This is a genomic window from Plantibacter sp. RU18 (assembly GCF_050613355.1).
GTDB lineage: Bacteria > Actinomycetota > Actinomycetes > Actinomycetales > Microbacteriaceae > Plantibacter.
Window position 1 is genome coordinate 740,204 of record NZ_CP159618.1, and the last position, 18,493, is coordinate 758,696.

14 protein-coding genes, 2 tRNA genes and 1 pseudogene are annotated in these 18,493 nt (G+C 65.3%); 11 read left to right on the top strand and 6 right to left on the bottom strand.

Going from position 1 to position 18,493, the window contains the following annotated elements:
* The first annotated feature begins 35 nt into the window (after positions 1-35).
* From glgX to treZ, 3 genes are read left to right on the top strand one after another with little or no spacing between them, the layout of a single operon-like run.
* Complete coding sequence (gene glgX, locus ABMA10_RS03505; protein ID WP_347866885.1) at positions 36-2,084, top strand: glycogen debranching protein GlgX; 2,049 nt, start codon at positions 36-38, stop codon at positions 2,082-2,084.
* Entirely contained in the window at positions 2,081-4,450 is a 2,370-nt protein-coding gene (treY, locus tag ABMA10_RS03510) for a malto-oligosyltrehalose synthase (RefSeq protein WP_431031176.1), read from the top strand. The genes glgX and treY overlap by 4 nt, the downstream gene beginning before the upstream one ends.
* On the top strand, positions 4,447-6,222 hold the full coding sequence (gene treZ / locus ABMA10_RS03515) for a malto-oligosyltrehalose trehalohydrolase (RefSeq protein WP_347866887.1): 1,776 nt from the start codon (positions 4,447-4,449) through the stop codon (positions 6,220-6,222). Before treY ends, treZ begins: the two co-directional genes overlap by 4 nt.
* Positions 6,223-6,479: 257 nt before the next feature.
* Here treZ and ABMA10_RS03520 read toward each other — a convergent pair whose 3' ends face one another.
* Positions 6,480-8,246, bottom strand: a complete 1,767-nt coding sequence (locus tag ABMA10_RS03520; RefSeq protein ID WP_347866888.1) for a glycoside hydrolase family 13 protein — start codon at positions 8,244-8,246, stop codon at positions 6,480-6,482.
* A gap of 230 nt (positions 8,247-8,476) precedes the next feature.
* On the opposite strand from ABMA10_RS03520, the gene ABMA10_RS03525 reads away from it, so the two are divergent.
* The 5 genes from ABMA10_RS03525 to ABMA10_RS03545 all read left to right on the top strand — a co-directional run bounded on the left by ABMA10_RS03525 (position 8,477) and on the right by ABMA10_RS03545 (position 10,599).
* Positions 8,477-8,785, top strand: a complete 309-nt coding sequence (locus ABMA10_RS03525) for a PGPGW domain-containing protein (protein WP_431031177.1) — start codon at positions 8,477-8,479, stop codon at positions 8,783-8,785.
* Positions 8,786-9,014: 229 nt separating this feature from the next.
* Complete coding sequence (locus tag ABMA10_RS03530; protein ID WP_347866890.1) at positions 9,015-9,950, top strand: lytic transglycosylase domain-containing protein; 936 nt, start codon at positions 9,015-9,017, stop codon at positions 9,948-9,950.
* Between the two features lie 79 nt (positions 9,951-10,029).
* Positions 10,030-10,101: transfer RNA gene (locus ABMA10_RS03535), tRNA-Thr, on the top strand.
* A 42-nt stretch (positions 10,102-10,143) separates the two neighbouring features.
* Positions 10,144-10,220, top strand: a tRNA-Met gene (locus tag ABMA10_RS03540).
* Between the two features lie 133 nt (positions 10,221-10,353).
* The gene (locus ABMA10_RS03545; protein WP_347866891.1) at positions 10,354-10,599 is read left to right on the top strand and encodes a hypothetical protein; all 246 of its coding nucleotides are present in this window, start codon (positions 10,354-10,356) and stop codon (positions 10,597-10,599) included.
* Between the two features lie 207 nt (positions 10,600-10,806).
* Here ABMA10_RS03545 and ABMA10_RS03550 read toward each other — a convergent pair.
* Positions 10,807-11,853: pseudogene (locus ABMA10_RS03550) on the bottom strand (recombinase family protein); the annotation flags it as partial.
* Here ABMA10_RS03550 and ABMA10_RS03555 point away from each other — a divergent pair.
* Positions 11,830-12,291, top strand: a complete 462-nt coding sequence (locus tag ABMA10_RS03555; RefSeq protein ID WP_414693601.1) for a GNAT family N-acetyltransferase — start codon at positions 11,830-11,832, stop codon at positions 12,289-12,291. The pseudogene ABMA10_RS03550 and the gene ABMA10_RS03555 overlap by 24 nt on opposite strands.
* 52 nt (positions 12,292-12,343) lie before the next feature.
* On the opposite strand, the gene ABMA10_RS03560 is transcribed toward ABMA10_RS03555, so the two are convergent.
* Together ABMA10_RS03560 and ABMA10_RS03565 are read right to left on the bottom strand one after the other, a co-directional pair.
* Entirely contained in the window at positions 12,344-12,832 is a 489-nt protein-coding gene (locus ABMA10_RS03560) for a GIY-YIG nuclease family protein (protein WP_347866893.1), read from the bottom strand.
* Positions 12,833-13,173: 341 nt separating this feature from the next.
* Positions 13,174-13,515, bottom strand: a complete 342-nt coding sequence (locus tag ABMA10_RS03565) for a histone-like nucleoid-structuring protein Lsr2 (protein ID WP_347866894.1) — start codon at positions 13,513-13,515, stop codon at positions 13,174-13,176.
* Positions 13,516-13,797: 282 nt separating this feature from the next.
* Between ABMA10_RS03565 and ABMA10_RS03570 the strand changes: the two genes are divergently transcribed.
* Positions 13,798-15,537: an ABC-F family ATP-binding cassette domain-containing protein gene (locus ABMA10_RS03570; RefSeq protein WP_431031178.1), complete on the top strand. Its 1,740-nt coding sequence runs from the start codon at positions 13,798-13,800 to the stop codon at positions 15,535-15,537.
* A gap of 210 nt (positions 15,538-15,747) precedes the next feature.
* The gene (locus ABMA10_RS03575; RefSeq protein WP_414693602.1) at positions 15,748-16,479 is read left to right on the top strand and encodes a condensation domain-containing protein; all 732 of its coding nucleotides are present in this window, start codon (positions 15,748-15,750) and stop codon (positions 16,477-16,479) included.
* A 425-nt stretch (positions 16,480-16,904) separates the two neighbouring features.
* Here the strand turns inward: ABMA10_RS03575 and ABMA10_RS03580 are convergent, their stop codons facing one another.
* Both ABMA10_RS03580 and ABMA10_RS03585 read right to left on the bottom strand, forming a co-directional pair.
* Positions 16,905-17,882: an NAD-dependent epimerase/dehydratase family protein gene (locus ABMA10_RS03580; protein WP_347866896.1), complete on the bottom strand. Its 978-nt coding sequence runs from the start codon at positions 17,880-17,882 to the stop codon at positions 16,905-16,907.
* On the bottom strand, positions 17,879-18,445 hold the full coding sequence (locus tag ABMA10_RS03585) for a hypothetical protein (protein WP_347866897.1): 567 nt from the start codon (positions 18,443-18,445) through the stop codon (positions 17,879-17,881). The genes ABMA10_RS03580 and ABMA10_RS03585 overlap by 4 nt, the downstream gene beginning before the upstream one ends.
* Between the last annotated feature and the right edge of the window lie 48 nt (positions 18,446-18,493).

Below are 18,493 nucleotides of genomic sequence, written 5' to 3' on the forward strand. Positions count from 1 at the left end.
CTCCAAGTACCGGAACCCATGAGTGAAAGGGCGCCATGACGCTCTCGACCCCCTACCCGCTCGGCGTCACCCTGCGTGAGGACGGCGCGAACATCGCCATCTACTCGGAGACGGCCGATTCCATCACGGTGTGCGTCTTCCCCGAGGACGGCGGCGAGCAGCAGACGAGACTCGTGCAGCGGACGGGGCATGTGTTCCACGGGCTCGTCAGCGGCCTCGTCCCCGGAGCGCGATACGGCATCCGTGTCGACGGCCCATGGGACCCCGCGAACGGTCTGCGTCACAACCCCGCCAAGGTGCTGCTCGACCCGCATGCAACCGCGATCACCGGGACCTACGACCGAGGCCAGGCTCAGTTCGGGCACCGCCTCGACTCGCCGGAGGACATCGACGACACCGATTCCGCCGGCCATGTCGCGCTGGGGGTCGTCACCGACCCCACCTCGTTCGACTGGGACGCAGACGGCGGGGATGTCGCACCGCGTATCCCGCTCGCCGAGACGATCGTCTACGAGATGCATGTGAAGGGGTTCACGAAGCAGCTGACGGAGGTGCCGGAAGAGATCCGTGGCACGTATGCGGGCCTCGCCCACCCGGCCGCCATCCGCTACCTCACCGAGCTGGGGATCACGGCCGTCGAGTTGCTCCCCGTGCACCAGTTCGTGCAGGACAGCCACCTGGAAGAGCAGGGCCTCCGCAACTACTGGGGCTACAACTCCATCGGATTCTTCGCCCCGCACGGCGACTACGCGGCCGCGGGCGACGGTGGCGCCCAGGTCGACGAGTTCAAGGCCATGGTCAAGGCACTGCACGCCGCCGGCCTCGAGGTCATCCTCGACGTCGTCTACAACCACACGGCCGAGGGCAACCACATGGGCCCGACGCTGTCGTTCAAGGGCATCGACAACGCCGCCTACTACCGACTCGTCGAAGACGATCGCGAGCACTACTTCGACACCACCGGCACCGGCAACAGCGTGAACGTCGGCCACCCGGCCGCGCTCGGCCTCATCATGGACTCGTTGCGGTACTGGGTCACCGAGATGCACATCGACGGCTTCCGATTCGACCTCGCGACGACGCTCACCCGCCAGGACGGTGCCGCGGAGATCCACAGCGCGTTCCTGTCGCTCATCGAGCAGGACCCGGTGCTCGCGCCGATCAAGATGATCGCCGAGCCGTGGGACACCGCCGGCTACCAGGTGGGCGGTTTCCCCGCGAGCTGGTCGGAGTGGAACGGGAAGTTCCGCGACGACGTCCGCGACTTCTGGAACGGCGCGGACAGCGTGCTCGGGACGCTCTCCCAGCGGGTGCTCGGCAGCCCCGACGTCTACGAGGCGTCCAGGCGCTCGCCGCTGTCGAGCGTCAACTTCGTCACGGCGCACGACGGCTTCACCCTCGCCGACCTCACGTCCTATTCGCGGAAGCACAATGCGGCCAATGGCGAGGACGGCAAGGATGGCGAGAGCGACAACCGCTCCAGCAACAACGGTGCCGAGGGGCCGACGGACGATCCGGCGGTGAACGCCCGGCGGGACCGCCAGCGTCGCAACTTCCTCGCGACCGTGCTGCTGTCCGCGGGCGTCCCGATGCTCCTCGGCGGCGACGAGATCGCGCGTACCCAGGGCGGCAACAACAACGCCTACTGCCAGGACAACGAGGTCTCCTGGTTCGACTGGGAAGCCGCCGACGAGGAGCTGCTCGCGTTCACGAAGCGGATGATCGCCCTCCGACACGCTGAGCCCGCGCTCCGCCCCGATTGGTTCCGACAGGGGCCGGAGTCGACGTCCGACGACCGCGTGTACATCACCCGCTCGGACGGCGCACCCTTCTCCGACGAGGACTGGGCCAATCCGGACGCGCGGTCGATCGCCTTCGTGTTCCGGCACGCGGGTTCCGCGTCCTTCGCCCTGCTGCTGAACGCCGCGGAGAACGGCGTCGAGTTCGCCGTCCCGACGGTGCCAGGACAGCCGTGGACGCTCGTCGAGTCGAGCGACCCCGAACAGTCGCTCGCCGAGGGATCGGAGACGGTCATCGTGCAGGGTACGTCCTTCACCCTGCTGCGGTCGGCGGTCCGGTCGTGAGCCCCCGCGACGGGCGCGGTGTGAGCGCCGTACCGGCGTCGACCTACCGGATCCAGCTCACCGCCGACTTCCGCCTGCAGGACGCCGCCGCGATCGTCGACTACGTCCGAGACCTCGGCGCGGACTGGCTGTACCTCTCACCGATCCTGCGCGCCGAACCAGGCTCGACCCACGGCTACGACGTGGTCGACCACCGCTCGATCGATCCGGAGCGCGGCGGTGCCGACGGGCTCGCGGCGTTGGCAGAGGCCGCGCACGCCGCCGGTCTCGGTGTCCTCATCGACACCGTGCCGAACCACATGGGCGTCGCGACGCCTGCGGAGAACGCGTGGTGGTGGGACCTGCTGCAACACGGCCAGGAGGCCGAGCACGCCAAGGCCTTCGACGTCGACTGGGAGTCCGGAGACGGTCGCATCAGGCTGCCGATCCTCGGCGACGACGAGGACGACCGGGGTGCGCTCGACGAGCTGCGCCTCGAGGGCGGCGAGCTGCGGTACTTCGACCATCGCCTTCCGATCGCGCCCGGCACCGACGGCGACGGTGCGTCGGCGCGCGAGGTCCACGACCGGCAGCACTACGAGCTCGTGAACTGGCGCCGTGCCGACGCCGAGCTGAACTATCGACGCTTCTTCGCCGTGAACACGCTCGCAGCCATCCGGGTGGAGGACCCGGCGGTGTTCGACGGCTCGCACATCGAGATCGGGCGCTGGTTCGACGACGGTCTTGCAGACGGCCTGCGTGTCGACCACCCGGACGGCCTGCTCGATCCCGGCGCCTACCTCGACCACCTCGCCGGACGCATCGGGGGAGCGCCCGTCTGGGTCGAGAAGATCCTCGAGGGTGCCGAAGACCTGCCTGCCGAATGGAAGACTCTCGGCACGACCGGATACGACGCGCTCGGCGATGTGGACCGGGTGCTCATCGACCCCGACGGCCTGCCGACGCTCGCGCGGCTTGCAGACGTCGAGCTGACACGCGACGCCTGGGACGAACTGGTGCACACGACGAAGCGCGGCATCGCCGACGGCATCCTGGGTTCAGAGGTGCGGCGGCTCGCCCGCCTCGCACCGGAGGTCGACGACGCCGTCGATGCGCTCGCCGAGGTCCTCACGGCGTTCCCCGTCTACCGCTCGTACCTCCCGCTCGGCGACGAGTACCTCGACGTTGCGCTCGAGGTCGCGGAGACCCGCCGTCCGGAGCTCGAGGAGACGTTCGCCATCCTGGCCCCGCGCCTGCGCGACGCCACCGACCCGCTCGCGATCCGATTCCAGCAGACGTCGGGCATGGTCATGGCGAAAGGCGTCGAAGACACGGCCTTCTACCGGTACACGGCCCTCACATCGCTGACCGAGGTCGGCGGCGACCCGGCGGAGACCGACATCAGTGTCGCGGAGTTCCACCACCGTCAGGCACGTCGTCAGACGGAGTGGCCGTCGTCGATGACCACGCTGAGCACGCACGACACGAAGCGCAGCGAAGACGTCCGCGCGCGGATCGACGCCCTGAGCGAAGTCGCCGACCGCTGGTCCGAGCACGCCGTCGCACTGCACACGACGAACGGTTTCCCCGACCGCGCCCTGGAGCAGCTCGTGTGGCAGGCCGCTGTCGGAGCGTGGCCCATCGAGCGCGAGCGTCTGCACGCCTATGTCGAGAAGGCCGCTCGCGAAGCCGGTGACTCGACCACCTGGACCGCGCCGGACGACACGTTCGAAGCTGCGCTCCACGCTGCCGTCGACGGGCTCTACGACAGCCGCCGGGCGAATGCCGCGCTGGTGGACGCGGTCACCGACGTCGAAGCCGCGGGGTGGTCGAACAGCCTCGTCGCGAAGGCGCTCCAGCTCACCATGCCCGGCGTTCCGGACGTCTACCAGGGCAGCGAGCTGTGGGACCGATCCCTCGTCGACCCCGACAACCGGCGACCCGTCCACTACGCCGAGCGTCGGGCCGTGCTGGCACGCATCGACGAGGGATGGTTGCCGACGGTGGCAGCCGACGGTGCAGCGAAGCTCCTGGTCACCACTCGCCTGCTGCGCCTGCGACGGAACCACCCGGAGCGCTTCACCGAGTACACCTCGATCACCGCCGCGGGCCCGGCCGCCGACCATGTCGTCGCGTTCTCGCGCGGGGGCGCCTTGACGGTCGCGACACGGCTGTCGCTGCGTCTGGCGTCGCAGGGCGGATGGAGGAGCACGACGGTGACGCTGCCGGAGGGGCACTACGTCGACGTCCTGAGTGGCCGGGAGGTCGATGGCGGAGAAGTCCGGGTCGACACACTCCTCGCTCAGTACCCGGTCGCCGTGCTGACCGTCCGCGACGGCGATAGCGTGAGTCTCGACGACGCGAGCCAGGAGGACGACGCACGATGACGAGGACGACGACGAGCCCGGCGGACGGTTTCCGTGTCTGGGCGCCCACTGCCGATCAGCTTGAACTCGTGCTCGACGGCGAGCGGTTCCCGATGGTTCGCGATCTCGCCGACGGCTGGTGGATCGCACTTGACGGTCCTGCTGCGCGGGCGGCGGTCGTCGACTCGGACTACCAGTACCTGATCGACGGTGAGGGGCCGTACGCAGACCCGCGCTCGCGCCGCCAGCCGGAGGGTGTGCACGGGCCGTCCCGGGTCGTCGTGTCGAGTCCGCAGCCCTGCAACGGCACCGGGTGGCGAGGCAGGTCGCTCATCGGTGCGGTGCTGTACGAGCTGCACATCGGCACCTTCACCGAGGCCGCGACGTTCGACGGTGCGATCGAGCGGCTCGACGAGCTCGTCGAGCTCGGGATCGACGCCGTCGAGGTCCTCCCGGTCAACGCCTTCAACGGTGTCTGGAACTGGGGCTACGACGGCGTGTTCTGGTCGGCCGTCCACGAGGCGTACGGAGGGCCGGACGGCTACCGCCGCTTCGTGCAGGCATGCCACGAGCGCGGGCTCGCGGTCATCCAGGACGTCGTCCACAACCACCTCGGGCCATCCGGCAACGTCTTGCCTCGCTTCGGTCCGTACCTCGCCGACGGTGCGGGCAACACCTGGGGCAGCAGTCTCAACCTCGACGGACCCGATTCAGACGAGGTGCGCCGGTACATCATCGACAGTGCGCTCATGTGGTTCGACGAGTACGGGGTGGACGGCCTGCGGCTCGATGCCGTGCACGCTCTCCGCGACACGCGAGCCGTGCACCTGCTCGAGGAGCTCGACGCGGACGTCGATGCGCTCGCTGCCGACCTCGATCGACAGCTGACGCTGATCGCCGAATCCGATCTCAACGACCCGAAGCTCATCACGCCTCGCGGGCCCGGCGGGGCTGGCGGATACGGCCTCGATGCGCAGTGGAGCGACGATTTCCACCATGCGCTCCACGTCGCGCTGACCGGTGAGGTCACCGGGTACTACGCGGACTTCGCGTCGCTCGGTGCACTGGCGAAGGTCGTCGAGGAGGGTTTCTTCCACAACGGCACGTGGTCGAGTTTCCGGAAGCGGCACCACGGTCGTCGCATCGATCTCGAGCGCACACCGAGCTGGCGGCTCGTCGTCTCGGATCAGAACCATGACCAGATCGGCAACCGGGCGACGGGTGATCGACTCTCCGCGACGCTCGACGACGGTCAGCTCGCCATCGCTGCGGCCATCACACTGCTCGGACCGTTCACGCCGATGCTGTTCATGGGCGAGGAGTGGGCGGCGTCGACACCATGGCAGTTCTTCACCTCGCACCCTGAGCCAGAGCTCGGTGACGCGACGGCGAAAGGTCGCATCGCCGAGTTCGCCCGTATGGGCTGGAACGAGGCCGACGTTCCCGATCCGCAGGATCCTGAGACGTACCGCCGGTCCATCCTCGACTGGTCGGAGCGGTCCGAGGGGCGCCATGCGACACTGCTCACCTGGTATCGCCGGGTCATCGAGCTGCGTCGCACGGTGCCGGCGTTCACCGATCCGGCCTTCGGCGACACCTCGGCGGTGGTCGACGAGGCGACCGGGTCCTTCGTGCTCCGTCGTGGTTCGGCGTCGGTCGCTGTGAACTTCGGGACGGATCCCATCACGCTCGCCCTCCGGGTCGGGGACCTCTTGGACAGCTTCGGTGACGTCGTCACCACGTCCACCTCGCTTCGTCTCGGCGCCCACGCGGTAGCCATCCTCCACCACTGACCCCTGCGGCCTGCGGCCAGCGCGGTGCGGTGGTCCGAGCGCGCCCCATTGGCGCGAGCGCTACCTCCGGAGGCCCGCGCTCGCGCCAATGACCCGCGGCGGGGGCGGTTGCGGCGTGCTCCCGGCGGTCGCACCGCGCCCGCGGAGGTTCGGGCGCGCTCGGTCGGGCGCACCGCGCTGGCCGACGGGTGAGCGGGTGGTCTATCGCGCGACGATGCCCCGTCCGCACCAGGCCGGACGGGGCATTGCGCTGATCGCTATGGCGTCGTGAACCAGACGGTGGTGTCAGCGTGGATGGTCGTGCCGTCGAACGGGCCGCTCGCGACGAGGACGGCCGACTCGCTGAGCGCTGCAGGCACCGCGACATCGGTTGCGCCGGTGTTCGCGACGACCGTCACCGAGCCGTTGCTCAGGGCGAGGATGTCGTCTGGCGCGCCCTCGATCCAGGCGACCGAACCGAGCCCGAGACCATGCTCGCGGCGGAGCTGGAGCAGCGTCCGGTACAGCTCGAGGGTCGAACCCGGGATGCCGGACTGGGCGTCGCGCGAGTAGTCGTTCCAATCGTCGGGCTGCGGCAGCCAGGAGGCACCGGTCGTGTTGAAGCCGTAGGCGGGGTGGCCGGCCTCCCACGGAATGGGCACGCGGCAGCCGTCGCGCCCGTAGCGTTCGTGGTTCGTGCGGAACCAGGTCGGGTCCTGGCGGGCGTCGTCCGGGAGCTCGATGACCTCGGGGAGTCCGAGTTCCTCGCCCTGGTAGAGGTACGCGCCGCCGGGGAGGCTCAGCATGAGGGTCGTCGCCGCACGGGCACGCTGCAGGCCGAGCGCACGGTCGGGCTTTCCCTCGCTGTTCGGGCCGACACCGAAGCCCTGGGGGTTGTCGGCCGTCAGTGCGAGACGTGAAGCGTGCCGGACGACGTCGTGGTTCGACAGCACCCAGGTGCTCGGCGCGCCCACCTGCGCGAAGGCTCGGAGTGAGTCGGCGATGACGGCCTGCAGATGGCTCGCCTTCCACGGGGTCTCCAAGTAGGGGAAGTTGAACGCCTGCTGCATCTCGTCGGGGCGCACCCAGAGAGCCATCTTGTCGAGCGGGTCGACCCAGGCCTCCGCACACAGCACGCGGTCGCCGTCGTACGCGGCGAGGACCTCGTGCCAGTCGCGGTAGATCTCGTGCACGCCGTCCTGGCCCCAGTACGGAGCCGTCTCCGGCCAGGACGCAGGCCCGGTGCTGATGCCCGGTTCGAGCGAGACGCCTGCTGCCGCGCCGCCCATGCTGCCGCCTTCGGCGGGCGGGGTGTAGTCGGGAAGGCCCTCGGCCTTGATCATGCCGTGCGCGACGTCGACGCGGAAGCCGTCGACCCCGCGGTCGAGCCAGAAGCGCAGGATGTCGCGGAACTGCTCGCGCACCCATGGGTTCGTCCAGTCGAAGTCGGGCTGCGAGGAGTCGAAGATGTGCAGGTACCACTGGCCGGGGGTGCCGCCGGCTTCGGTGATGCGGGTCCAAGCCGGGCCTCCGAAGACGGACTCCCAGTTGTTCGGGGCGACCTCGCCGTGCTCGCCCTTCCCGTCGCGGAACATGTACCGGGCGCGCTCAGCCGAGCCGGGGCCTGCCGCGAGCGCTTCCTGGAACCAGCGATGCGCGGTGGAGGAGTGGTTCGGGACGAGGTCGACGATGACCCGGATGTCGGCGGCGTGCGCGGCGGACGTCATCGCGTCGAAGTCGGCGAGCGTGCCGAAGATCGGGTCGACGTCGCAGTAGTCGGCGACGTCGTAGCCGGCATCCTTCTGCGGGCTCGTCATGAACGGTGACAGCCAGATGGCATCGATGCCGAGCTCTTGCAGCGCGCCGAGACGAGAGGTGATTCCGGGGAGGTCGCCGAGGCCGTCTCCGTCGGCGTCCGCGAAGGAGCGCGGATAGATCTGATAGATGACGGCGGAACGCCACCACTCCGATCCGGGGGTGGAGACTCCTGCGGGAGAAGCCTGCTGAGCTGCGGTCGCCGACGTGGTCGGGAGGGCGGAGTCCATGTCGCTACCCTAAGCCATTCCTGACCCCCGCCGTTGTGGGTCGCTGGGCAGCGCGGTGCGCTGGACCGGGCGCGGGTTTGTGGCGCGAGCGCACCCCTCCGGAAGGGCGCGCTCGCGCCATCCCCGTGCGGCCCAGGTCGCTGCGGCGCGTCCGGTCCAGCGTGCCGTGCCGGCGTGATTCGCACCTGATTCCCGGCGACCTCGGGCGTCAGGCTGCCTAGAGTGGTGGGATGACCACGGAATCGGACAACACGGGCCGCACCACCGCGAAGCGCGTCGGCCGAGCGATGGGACGCGCAGCAGGTTCGGCCGCTCGCAGCACCCGCGAGACGATCCGACGGAACCCGACCGCGAACCGCGTCTACCGCACGGGTGTCGGCGTCGTCGGTGGTGGAACGGTCGCGCTCGGCGTCGTGCTGATCCCGTTGCTCGGCCCCGGCTCGCTCATCGCCGTCGGCGGGCTCGCGGTCCTCGCAACGGAGTTCGACGGCGCGAAGAAGGTCAGCACGAAGGCGAACGCCGCCGCGAAGAGCGAGTGATCCGCTTCGTCGTACCCGTCCTCTGAGGGTTACCGCCGCCGGCGCGGTGCGCTGGACCGAGCGCGGGGCTCTGCCACGGGCGCGCCGTGTCCGCCGCCAGCGCACCGCACTGGCCAACCCCGCGACCCATTGACGCGAGCGCGGGCCTCCGGAGGGTAGCGCTCGCGCCAGTGGGGTGCGCTCGGTCCAGCGCACCGCGCTGGCAGCGGCCGACGGGTACGGTTGAGGGGTGGGGAAGACGGTGGGCGGGAGTGGTGCTCGACGCCCAGCGAACCGGAAAGCACGGAAGCCCACCACCACACGACGCACGGTCGGTGGGTGGCGTCGTGCGCCGAAGCCCCGGAACAAGCGACTCACGCACCGGCCGGAGCCTCGACGACGGGAGCGGACGCCGCGGACCCGCACCCTCCGCATCGGCTGGCTGATCACCGGGGGTGCGATCGCGATCGTCGGCCTCGCCGTCGTCGTCGCGGCGATCGTCTGGGGCCCGGAACTCGTCGACCGGGCCCAGGCGCGCGATTCCGTCCTCGGGACGGTGCCGCATGCGGCCGTCGAGGGCCCCGGCATCCCGGCCGCGCGAGCGGATCCCGCAACGCCCGCCGGCATCGCCGATCGGGTCGACGGCGCCTGGGCCGCAGCAACAGCGACCCGACTCGGCATCCCCGAACGGGCTATGCGCGCCTACGCCGGTGCGGCACTCGCCACGGCTGAGGCGAAACCCGACTGCGGGATCGCCTGGAACACCCTCGCGGCGATCGGCAGTGTCGAATCCGGTCACGGGACGATCTTCGGCGGCGCACTCGATGCACACGGTCGCGCGACCCCGCCCATCATCGGCCCAGCCCTCACCGGCACCGAGTTCGATGCCATCACCGACACGGACCGCGGTGCGCTCGACGGCGACACCCGCTGGGACCGCGCGGTCGGCCCGCTGCAGTTCATCCCGTCGACCTGGTCCCGCTGGGGTGCGGACGGGAACGGCGACGGCGTGGCCGACCCGCAGCAGATCGACGACGCGGCGCTCGCGGCGGCGAACTACCTCTGTCACGGCGACCGGAACCTCCGCCTCGAAGCCGACTGGATCGCCGCGATCGGCTCCTACAACGGCGCCGCGTCGTATCTGGAGAAGATCGTGCACGCTGCCGACACCTTCGCCGCGAACTGATCCGGACGCGTGTACGAAGCACCCCTTCGGGGATGCTAGTCTCTACTGGTGCCATTTCCGCGTGAGCGGTGTGGTTCGCGCTCCGATAGCTCAGTGGTAGAGCACTTCCTTGGTAAGGAAGAGGTCGCGGGTTCAAGTCCCGCTCGGGGCTCGTTCTCTCCGTCACTGCTCTCGCCGGCATACGGAGAGACGTGGCAGGGTAGCTCAGTTGGTGAGAGCGCACGACTCATAATCGTGAGGTCGAGAGTTCGAATCTCTCTCCTGCTACCAAATTAGCGTTACTCGAACAAATGACCCGAAGATAAAGGTTCAGCTGTTCAACAGGATGAGCACCGGAGATTTCTCCGGTGCTTTTCTGTTGCGCCGAGGCGATTGCTGAATCACGCACGACCTCGAGGAGCGGTTGGAGCTCGACGGCAACCGCTGCTTGGTGACCATCGTCGTCAACCCATATTCGCCTGAAGAATGCGGTGAGCAGTTGTCGCTTGATGGAGTCCGAGGCGCCTACGTACAGCGCCTCGGGGCGCTCAAGGACATCGAGGTAGGCCAGTACCGTGTCGGTGCGCGTCCGCAGTTCCTCGTCGGTAGAGCAGAGCTGGTCGCGGATCCGGTTCTTTCGGATCTGAACCTCCTTCAGCCGCTCACGTAGCTTGCCTGTGGCGAGCGAACCATCAGCCGCAAGATCGACCAGGCGATCTTCCTGGCCTTCAACTTGTTTCAGTTCTTTGCGCAGGCGTTTGAGCTGTTCCGTCTTGGACGAGAGCACCTGCTCTAGCGCCGTGAGGACCTCGGTCCTCGCGATGGACAGCGTCTCGGGGGAGAGCGTCAGCGCCGCAAACTGCCTGCCGACCGCTCGCTCCACCTCGCGGGTAGGCAAGTACGGCAGGTCACAGTCGTTCTCTTGCCGCCCCCGACAGAAGTAGTACTCGTAGATCTGGTTGACCGGTCCGGTCCGTTTGACCGCCTCCGTGTAGATGAGTCGGTGTGATCTGCCGGCGTCGTGGCAGTGGCCACAGTGCATGAGCCCACGAAGGAAGTGGTTGTGCGTAATATCTCGCTGAGCCGGGTGCATTCGGTTGTCGATGATGCGTTGGACACGTTCAAAGAGCTCCGTGTCGACGATCGGGTGGTGTCGGCCCGGGTAGAGCTGCCCCTTGAACGTCACCATTCCCAGGTAGTACGGATCCCTCAGGATCAGGCTCAGCTGGCTCCGCGAGATGGGGCGCTCAGGCCGCTTCATCGATCGGCGGCTGGTGAGCCCCTGTTCTGTCAGGAACTCCAGAAGCTGCACGACGCTGTAGTCGCCCGTCGCGTACTGCTCGAAGGCGAGCTTGATGAGCGGAGCGCGAACGGGGTCGACGTCGATGGCGTTGACGAGCTGACCTTCGAAGTCCCGTCGCACGTTCAGGTATCCGAGCTTCGCTCGGCCAACGGTGCCACCGTTCTTGGCCTTGTGCAGCAGCTTGTTCCTGATGTCCTCCCCGCTCTGGCGGACCTGGACCTCGTTCATGATGTCGGTGATGGCCTCCATGGCGTCGGCCATGTATCCCTCGCCGAACTCTTCCTTCGCAGAGATGAGCTTGACACCCATGTTGGACAGGATGCGCTTCGTGATGGCAGCGTCGGTCTGGTTCCGGAAGATACGTGAGCGCATGTAGATGACCACGTAGCGCACCTCGGGGTGCTCCTCCACGTACGACAACAACTCTCTGAAGACTGACCGCTTGGCGATCGACTGCGCAGAGCTACCAGGTTCGACGAACTCCTTGAGGATTGGTGCCTTCAACCGGGCGCAGCGTTTGACGCAGACGTCACGTTGGGTGGCGATGGAGTTGCCGTCGGCGTCGATGTCGCGGGCGGTGTACATCTGGCGCTGGCCGTGAGTGCCATCCGGGTCGAGCATCTAGGTGACGCTCAGCGAGCCGACCTGACCGGACTTCTAGACGAAGTTCCCAGATACTTACGCGGACTCATTGAACGCCCACGCCGCAATGATCTGATTCTCGTGGCCGTCCTTGACCACGAAGTCGTGGGTGTCTTGAGCGGCTCGCTAAGGGACGATCTCTCCCAGAGCGGCGAGTTTGTCGCCTTCTCCATTCCGGGGCCTCCTCATGCCTATTTGAACAGAGTGTACGTTTTGGATCATGCACGCTGTGCTGATGTCGGTCGTTCGCTAGTGCGCAGTTTCCTGGCTGAATCAGAGGCGGCGGGTTGCAGTTTCGTCGGTGGGCTGATAGATCAGACGGATGGTGGAAGTCAATGGCGAAAGACGGTGTTCGAAAAGTGGGGATTCGTGGTTGACGGCCGTGATCACTTCGGTAGCGTACTCACAAGCTCTTAGGCCAGCGTAGAGCCGGGACGAGGTGTTGGTGATCTCGCGGCGCAGGCGGGGGTTAGTTGCGGTTGAACCCGTGTATGCGACTATCAAGCGCCACCTTGAAGTGTCCCTCGGCTGCGTCGATGACCGGCATCGGCGTCGACGGATCGAACACTCGCAAGAGCGAGAATCGAAAGCTCGATGGATCGAGCCCACGCAGGCCCGCGTTGCCGCCATGCCCACTGGACGCGTAGGAGCTCCAGCGCTGTCGTATGCTCTCCGCTCCGTCAGCCTTCCCGACGTAGTGACGGCCATCCCGAGTGTCAGTGATCAGGTAGACGCCAATGACTGAGGCCAAGGCAGTTCGCCAGGGCGCATACCGAGGCTCGCGAACCACAGCCTGCAGCTGGTCGTAGTTCAACACGAGCCGATCGAAACCAGGAAAGGGCATCGGCTCGGCATCTGCGATCTCAACCACGGGATAGCTCGCCGCCGTGGTTGCGTTCATGCGCCAGGTACGCGGAGACCGCCAGCCGACAACGAGCCGGTCGCGGAGATCTTCCATGCGCGGAGACTGAACGAGATCGAATATTCGAAGGTGCTCCGTGCGATCTACTTCGCCGCGGTTCTCGACGACGGACCACAGCCTGGCTCGGTCCCCTCCTTCGCGGATGAACACGACCCAGAGCGGTGCCGGAGCGACAGGGAACCGTCTGGGATCGGGAGATTGGTTCCGCGTGTACTCAAGGATCTCCGTGTCCGTTGAGTCGGCGTGGATGCCGCGTAGCCCACTCTCCTCGTGTTCACGAACGTAGGTGTGGCGAATTACCAGCGCGTCAGCTGGGTAGATGCCGGCATCGAGCAAGAGCTCGCCGTCGGCGTGGCGCCCAGCGCTGGAGCCTCTTGCTACTTCGCGGCCGCGCGGAACTTATCGAGGAGCGTGGCGGGGATACGTCCGCGGTCGGAAACGTCGTGGCCGTTTGCGCGGAGCCAGCTGCGGGCAGCTGAGAGCTCTTCCTTGTTGCTGCGAGTCGAGCTAGCCGAGCTGGTCGACTTCGACTTCGACGAGCTACGAGCGGCCATGAGGTAGGGCTCGAGTGCGGCGCGCAGCGCCTTCTCGTTCTTCTCGGACAGGTCGATCTCGTAGGTGGAGCCTTCCAGGCCGAAGGTAATTGTCTTACCTTCGCCCTGCTTCAGCTCGGATCCGTCGAGGTCGTCGACCAGGGTGGTAACAATCTTTTGTGCCACGGGGGCTCCTTCTTCTTTGTAGTACGAGCGCCGTCGGGTCATGGATCGCACGGATAGGCCAGTTGGGGGACGCGGCGCCCGGAATAGTGATAAGGGTAGCGGTGCTGCGAAGATGTTACAAAGACGCGCGGGATGTCTTCGAGAATTTAGTGCCAGGCGAGGCTGGGAAAATGCTAGTAGCCCGATTGAACGCCTGCGGATGGACAGCCTAAGCGAGGACGTCATCGTACGAACGGGTAGCGCGATGTCGCACATTGGCGCCGCCTAAGGGAAGATAGAACGATGGGCGCTTCTCTCGTGGCAAAAGGTCTGGCCGGCGGACATGGGCACCGGACCCTGTTTGAAGAGCTCGATCTCTCTGTTGCCCCTGGAGATGTCATCGGCGTCGTAGGAGTGAATGGAGCAGGAAAATCGACGCTCCTGCGCCTCCTGTCGGGTATCGACCAGGCGTGGGCCGGCAAGATCACGCTGAACCCGGGCGACGCGTTTGTTGGATGGATGCCACAGGAGCACGAGCGTTTGCCTGGCGAGACTGTTGCAGAATTCATTGCTCGTCGCACTGGCTGCGCTCAGGCAACCGTGGACGTGAATGCCGCCGCTGAAGCCCTCGCCTCCTCGGACTTGTCCTCGCGCGTCGACGGTCAGGACCCCTCTGACGTGTACTCGTCTGCTCTCGATCGCTGGCTCGCTTCTGGTGCCGCGGATCTCGACGAGCGCCTGCCCGTGGTGCTTGCGGATCTGGGCCTAGGGGCTGGTGCTGCTGCCCGCGGACCCCATACACGCACACCGTCCTCTGTTACCCCCGGTACCCTGATGACGTCACTTAGCGGAGGGGAGGCTGCCCGTGTTGGTCTGGCCGCTCTCCTGCTTAGTCGCTTCGACATCGCGCTCCTCGACGAGCCGACGAATGATCTCGACCTCGATGGCCTCGACAAGTTGGAAAACTTCGTGCGTGCGCAGCGCGGGGGAATTGTCTTAGTTAGTCATGATCGTGAGTTCCTCGCTCGCTGCGTGACCAAGGTTCTCGAGCTCGACCTTGCTCAATCGACAAACCGTGTCTTCAGTGGCGGGTACGACGCGTATCTAGATGAGCGTGAGACTGCGCGCCGTCACGCTCGAGAATCATATGAGGAGTTCGCAGACAAGAAAGCAGACCTCATTGGACGCGCTCGAGTTCAACGTGACTGGATGTCTCAAGGTGTTCGGAAGGCCAACAAGAAATCTTCCGACAACGACAAGGGTCGTCGACGCGCGGCTATTGAGTCGAGTGAAAAGCAGGCACAGAAGGTGCGGCAAATAGAGAACCGGGTCGCTCGGCTCGATGAGGTAGACGAGCCGAGGAAGGAGTGGCAGCTAGAGTTCAGGATCGGGGCCGCGCCGCGGTCTAGCGCCATTGTGTCGACACTAAACGATGCGACCTTCCGTCGAGGCGAATCCGATGCCGAAGATTTCGTGCTCGGCCCAGTGTCGTTGCAAGTCAGCAGCGGTGACCGTATTGGCATAACGGGTCCGAATGGAGCAGGTAAGTCGACCCTGTTGGCAGGTTTGCTAGGTCGTCTGGAGCCCGTTACCGGTAGCGTAAGCCCTGGAGCTAGCATGGCGATCGGCGAGATCGACCAGGCCAGGTCCATCTTTGTGGGCAAGGCGCGATTGGACAAAGCGTTTGAGGCTATGGTCGCCGATTGGCAAGAGGCCGAGGTTCGCACCCTGCTCGCGAAATTCGGCTTGCGGGCCGAACACATCGGTCGCCCTGTTGAGGAACTCTCTCCGGGCGAGCGCACTCGCGCTGGACTAGCCTTACTCCAAGCGCGAGGCACAAATGTGCTCGTGCTCGACGAGCCTACGAACCATCTCGATCTGCCGGCGATCGAACAACTTGAGCAGGCGCTCGACTCTTATGACGGCACTCTCCTACTCGTGACGCACGACCGACGTATGCTTGAGCGTGTGCGACTCAACCGATACTGGCACGTTGATCAAGGGGCGGTTGTCGAGACCGCGGGTGCAAGATCTCTACAATGAGAGAGTGTTTATATCACTCACTGCCGCGCCATTGCTTGTCCGAGTCTTGACTGAGACCAATGGCCTCGTCTGCTCCGGGGCTGAGCAGCAATCTCTTGCCTCTCGTGGGAAGTCAGCGTCATGTTGAGCGCCAGCCAGACCAAGCCCCGCACCGGTCCCGCGACCTGGGGACAGTCTTTCATGTGGGACACTTACGAACTGCATCGACCCATGCATTCGAGGCACAACATGCGCCTCTGCGTGGAGGTTCCAGACACAGGCTGGGGCCGAACCGAGCTTGTAGAGAACCTCCGTGGCTACTTGTCCAGTCATGACTCCTTCAGGACGAGGTTTGACCTGAAAGGCTCGACATTGATGCAAACGGTGGAGCCTGCTCTGGATCTTCACATCGGCCACCTGGACGTCGACGAAGATCTGGATCTGATGTCGTTCGAAGATTTGTGGGCCGTTGCGGACTCCGAACCCTTTGAACCGAGAGACGGTACCCTTCTGCGTCTTTCGCTTGGAGTATCGGCCAGCCGGGTGCGGTTCGTTGCCCTGTCCGCGTCACATATGGCGATGGACGGAGCATCGATCAACGTTCTGATAGAAGACCTCGAGAACTTGTTTTACCGTCGTCCGGTCAAAGCGAGCGGCGTGCAGCCGCTGGACTGGGCTCAATGGGAACAGGGCGACAAGGGACAACGAACACATCAGATGTCGCTTGCCCATTGGAGGCGGGTGCTAGAGATGAGTTCTGACGAACAGGGCGGGAGCAGTCGCAGGGGAGCTCGCCAAGGTACCAGCGATTCAACCTATATACGCCGAGGGCCTTCCGGTCCGCGGAACGGGATGCGCATTCTCGAAGCTCCTCCGCGGCAACTGTTCTCACGGCCGCCACTCTACGTGCCTGGTCGGCGGACCTTGCCGCACGCTCGGCGATGCCGTTTACCTGCCGAGTAGGCAATCGCCATCACCGCGAAATTTCCCGGTCCATCGGGACGTTCGCGCAGGTCGCGGCAGCTATCGACCCACATCACGGACAGGACTTACGGTCTCTCCAGTCCGAACTTTTCCGAACCTACCGCTCAGGGCACTATGACCCCCGTGGGGTAGATGATCTGCTTCACGGCTTTGGTCTGGTCGGCTACTCCAACATGGGACCTAGTGCCCCGCCCTTCCGTCTCACGATCAACTACATCGTGGGGACACCTAGTGGCAGCGATGCTCCCAGCGAATACGGACACGGAGACGGCACGGACCATGAGTTTGTTGGTCTGTATCTTGATGCGTACGTTGAATTTGACTACCTGTCTTTACTCGTAGACACTTGCCTGGTCCCCGAGGAGAGAGCATCACTATTGCTGAGAGCTTTGGAGGCTGAAGTTCTAAACGAGTGAGATATCTGCTTGTTCGTCGAGGGAAGCGAAGTAGTCGATGGTGCTGGAGATTCCAGTGGGCAGACTAGTGAGGGCTTCCCACCCGAGGCTTCGGCGAGCTAAGGAGACATCCGGACGTCGGCGAACTGGGTCGTCGGCTCTTGCCGGCAGTAGCTCGGTGCGCAGCGGTACGTTGAGAATCGTGGCCGCCACCCCCGCGATCTCCAAGATCGTGTTCTCATCGTCCCGCCCGATGTTCATGGGACCAGAAACATCGCTTGCGGCGAGGGCGAGGATGCCCGAGACGGTGTCATCAATGAAGCACAGACTTCTCGTCTGTAGCCCGTTTCCGAAAATAGGGATCGGTTTGCCGGAGCGCAGTGACCCGATAATAGCGGGTACGATCCGGCCGTCGTTCGCCCTCATCCCCGGCCCGTAAGTATTGAAAAGACGAGCGATGCGGTATTTGAGCCCCAGCTGCCTGCCCATCGCGGTGATGAGAGCCTCGGCGTACCGCTTACCCTCATCGTAGGCAGCCCGAGGTCCGGTCGGATTGACGTTGCCCCAATAGTCCTCGCTTTGTGGTGATTCCAGTGGATCCCCGTAGACCTCGCTCGTACTCGTGAAGACGAGAACAGCATGTGTATCTAGAGCTGCCAACGCCGCGGTTTGTGTGCCGGTCGAGCACACCTCGAGCGTTTCGATAGGTCGGGAGAAGTAATCGATCGGCGATGCCGGGCACGCTAGATGAAACACGGTTTCGACAGAGTGCTCCTTCGCTGCATTTCGAACGATGTCTCGCACGTTAAAGGAGGCAAGGTCAACGTCCAGCAGCATGAAGCCCGGCTCCTGCAAAAGAGCACCTGCTAAAGGGCTCGCGCTCGACCAGTCATCTACACCGATCACTGCGACTCCTTCCGCGAGCATTCGCCTCGACAGCGCCGATCCGACGAACCCAAGCGCGCCGGTAACCATCACAGTTTTCATTGGTTCGCTCCAACGAGCCCGAACCCAAACGACACGAGCACATCATCTGCTCTCCTGTCGGCGTCAGCAGTCACGGCGTTCGCAGTCTCGCGGTCGAGGCCAATCTGTCTCATTCGACGGTTTGCGGCCTCCAAGAGTTGCCTCCTTGTGTGGAGCGCTGTCCGCCAGTCCCTGGCAGGCATGTCGGGATCTTGATAGTCGACGGTGACTGCATAAGGCAAGATGAGTTCGAGCGTGTGGAGGATCTCATCCTGGCGGCCCTCTTTAAGGGCCACACGCAACATTTCCAAACCGAAAGATACGTGCCGCGCCTCGTCCCGGCCCATCGCGAGGAATCCTCTGGTGATTCCGGGCAGTCTGCCACTTTTCTGCAGCGTGTTCGTGAGCATGCGCTGTCCGTGATAAGCAAGGACGCCCTCTGTCACCAGGTGGAACATCGTCACCTGCTTTATCCATGCGTCGTAGTCAGCTGGTCCGCTCAGGGTTGCCTTGGCGAGGGTGCTCTCGATGTTATTCAACTCTCTATAGCTCGGGCTGAGAGAGCTCCATGCGTTCGACAGCATCGCGGTTTCAGAATCGGAGGAGGACCAGAGCGCTCTTGTGAGTCGGAA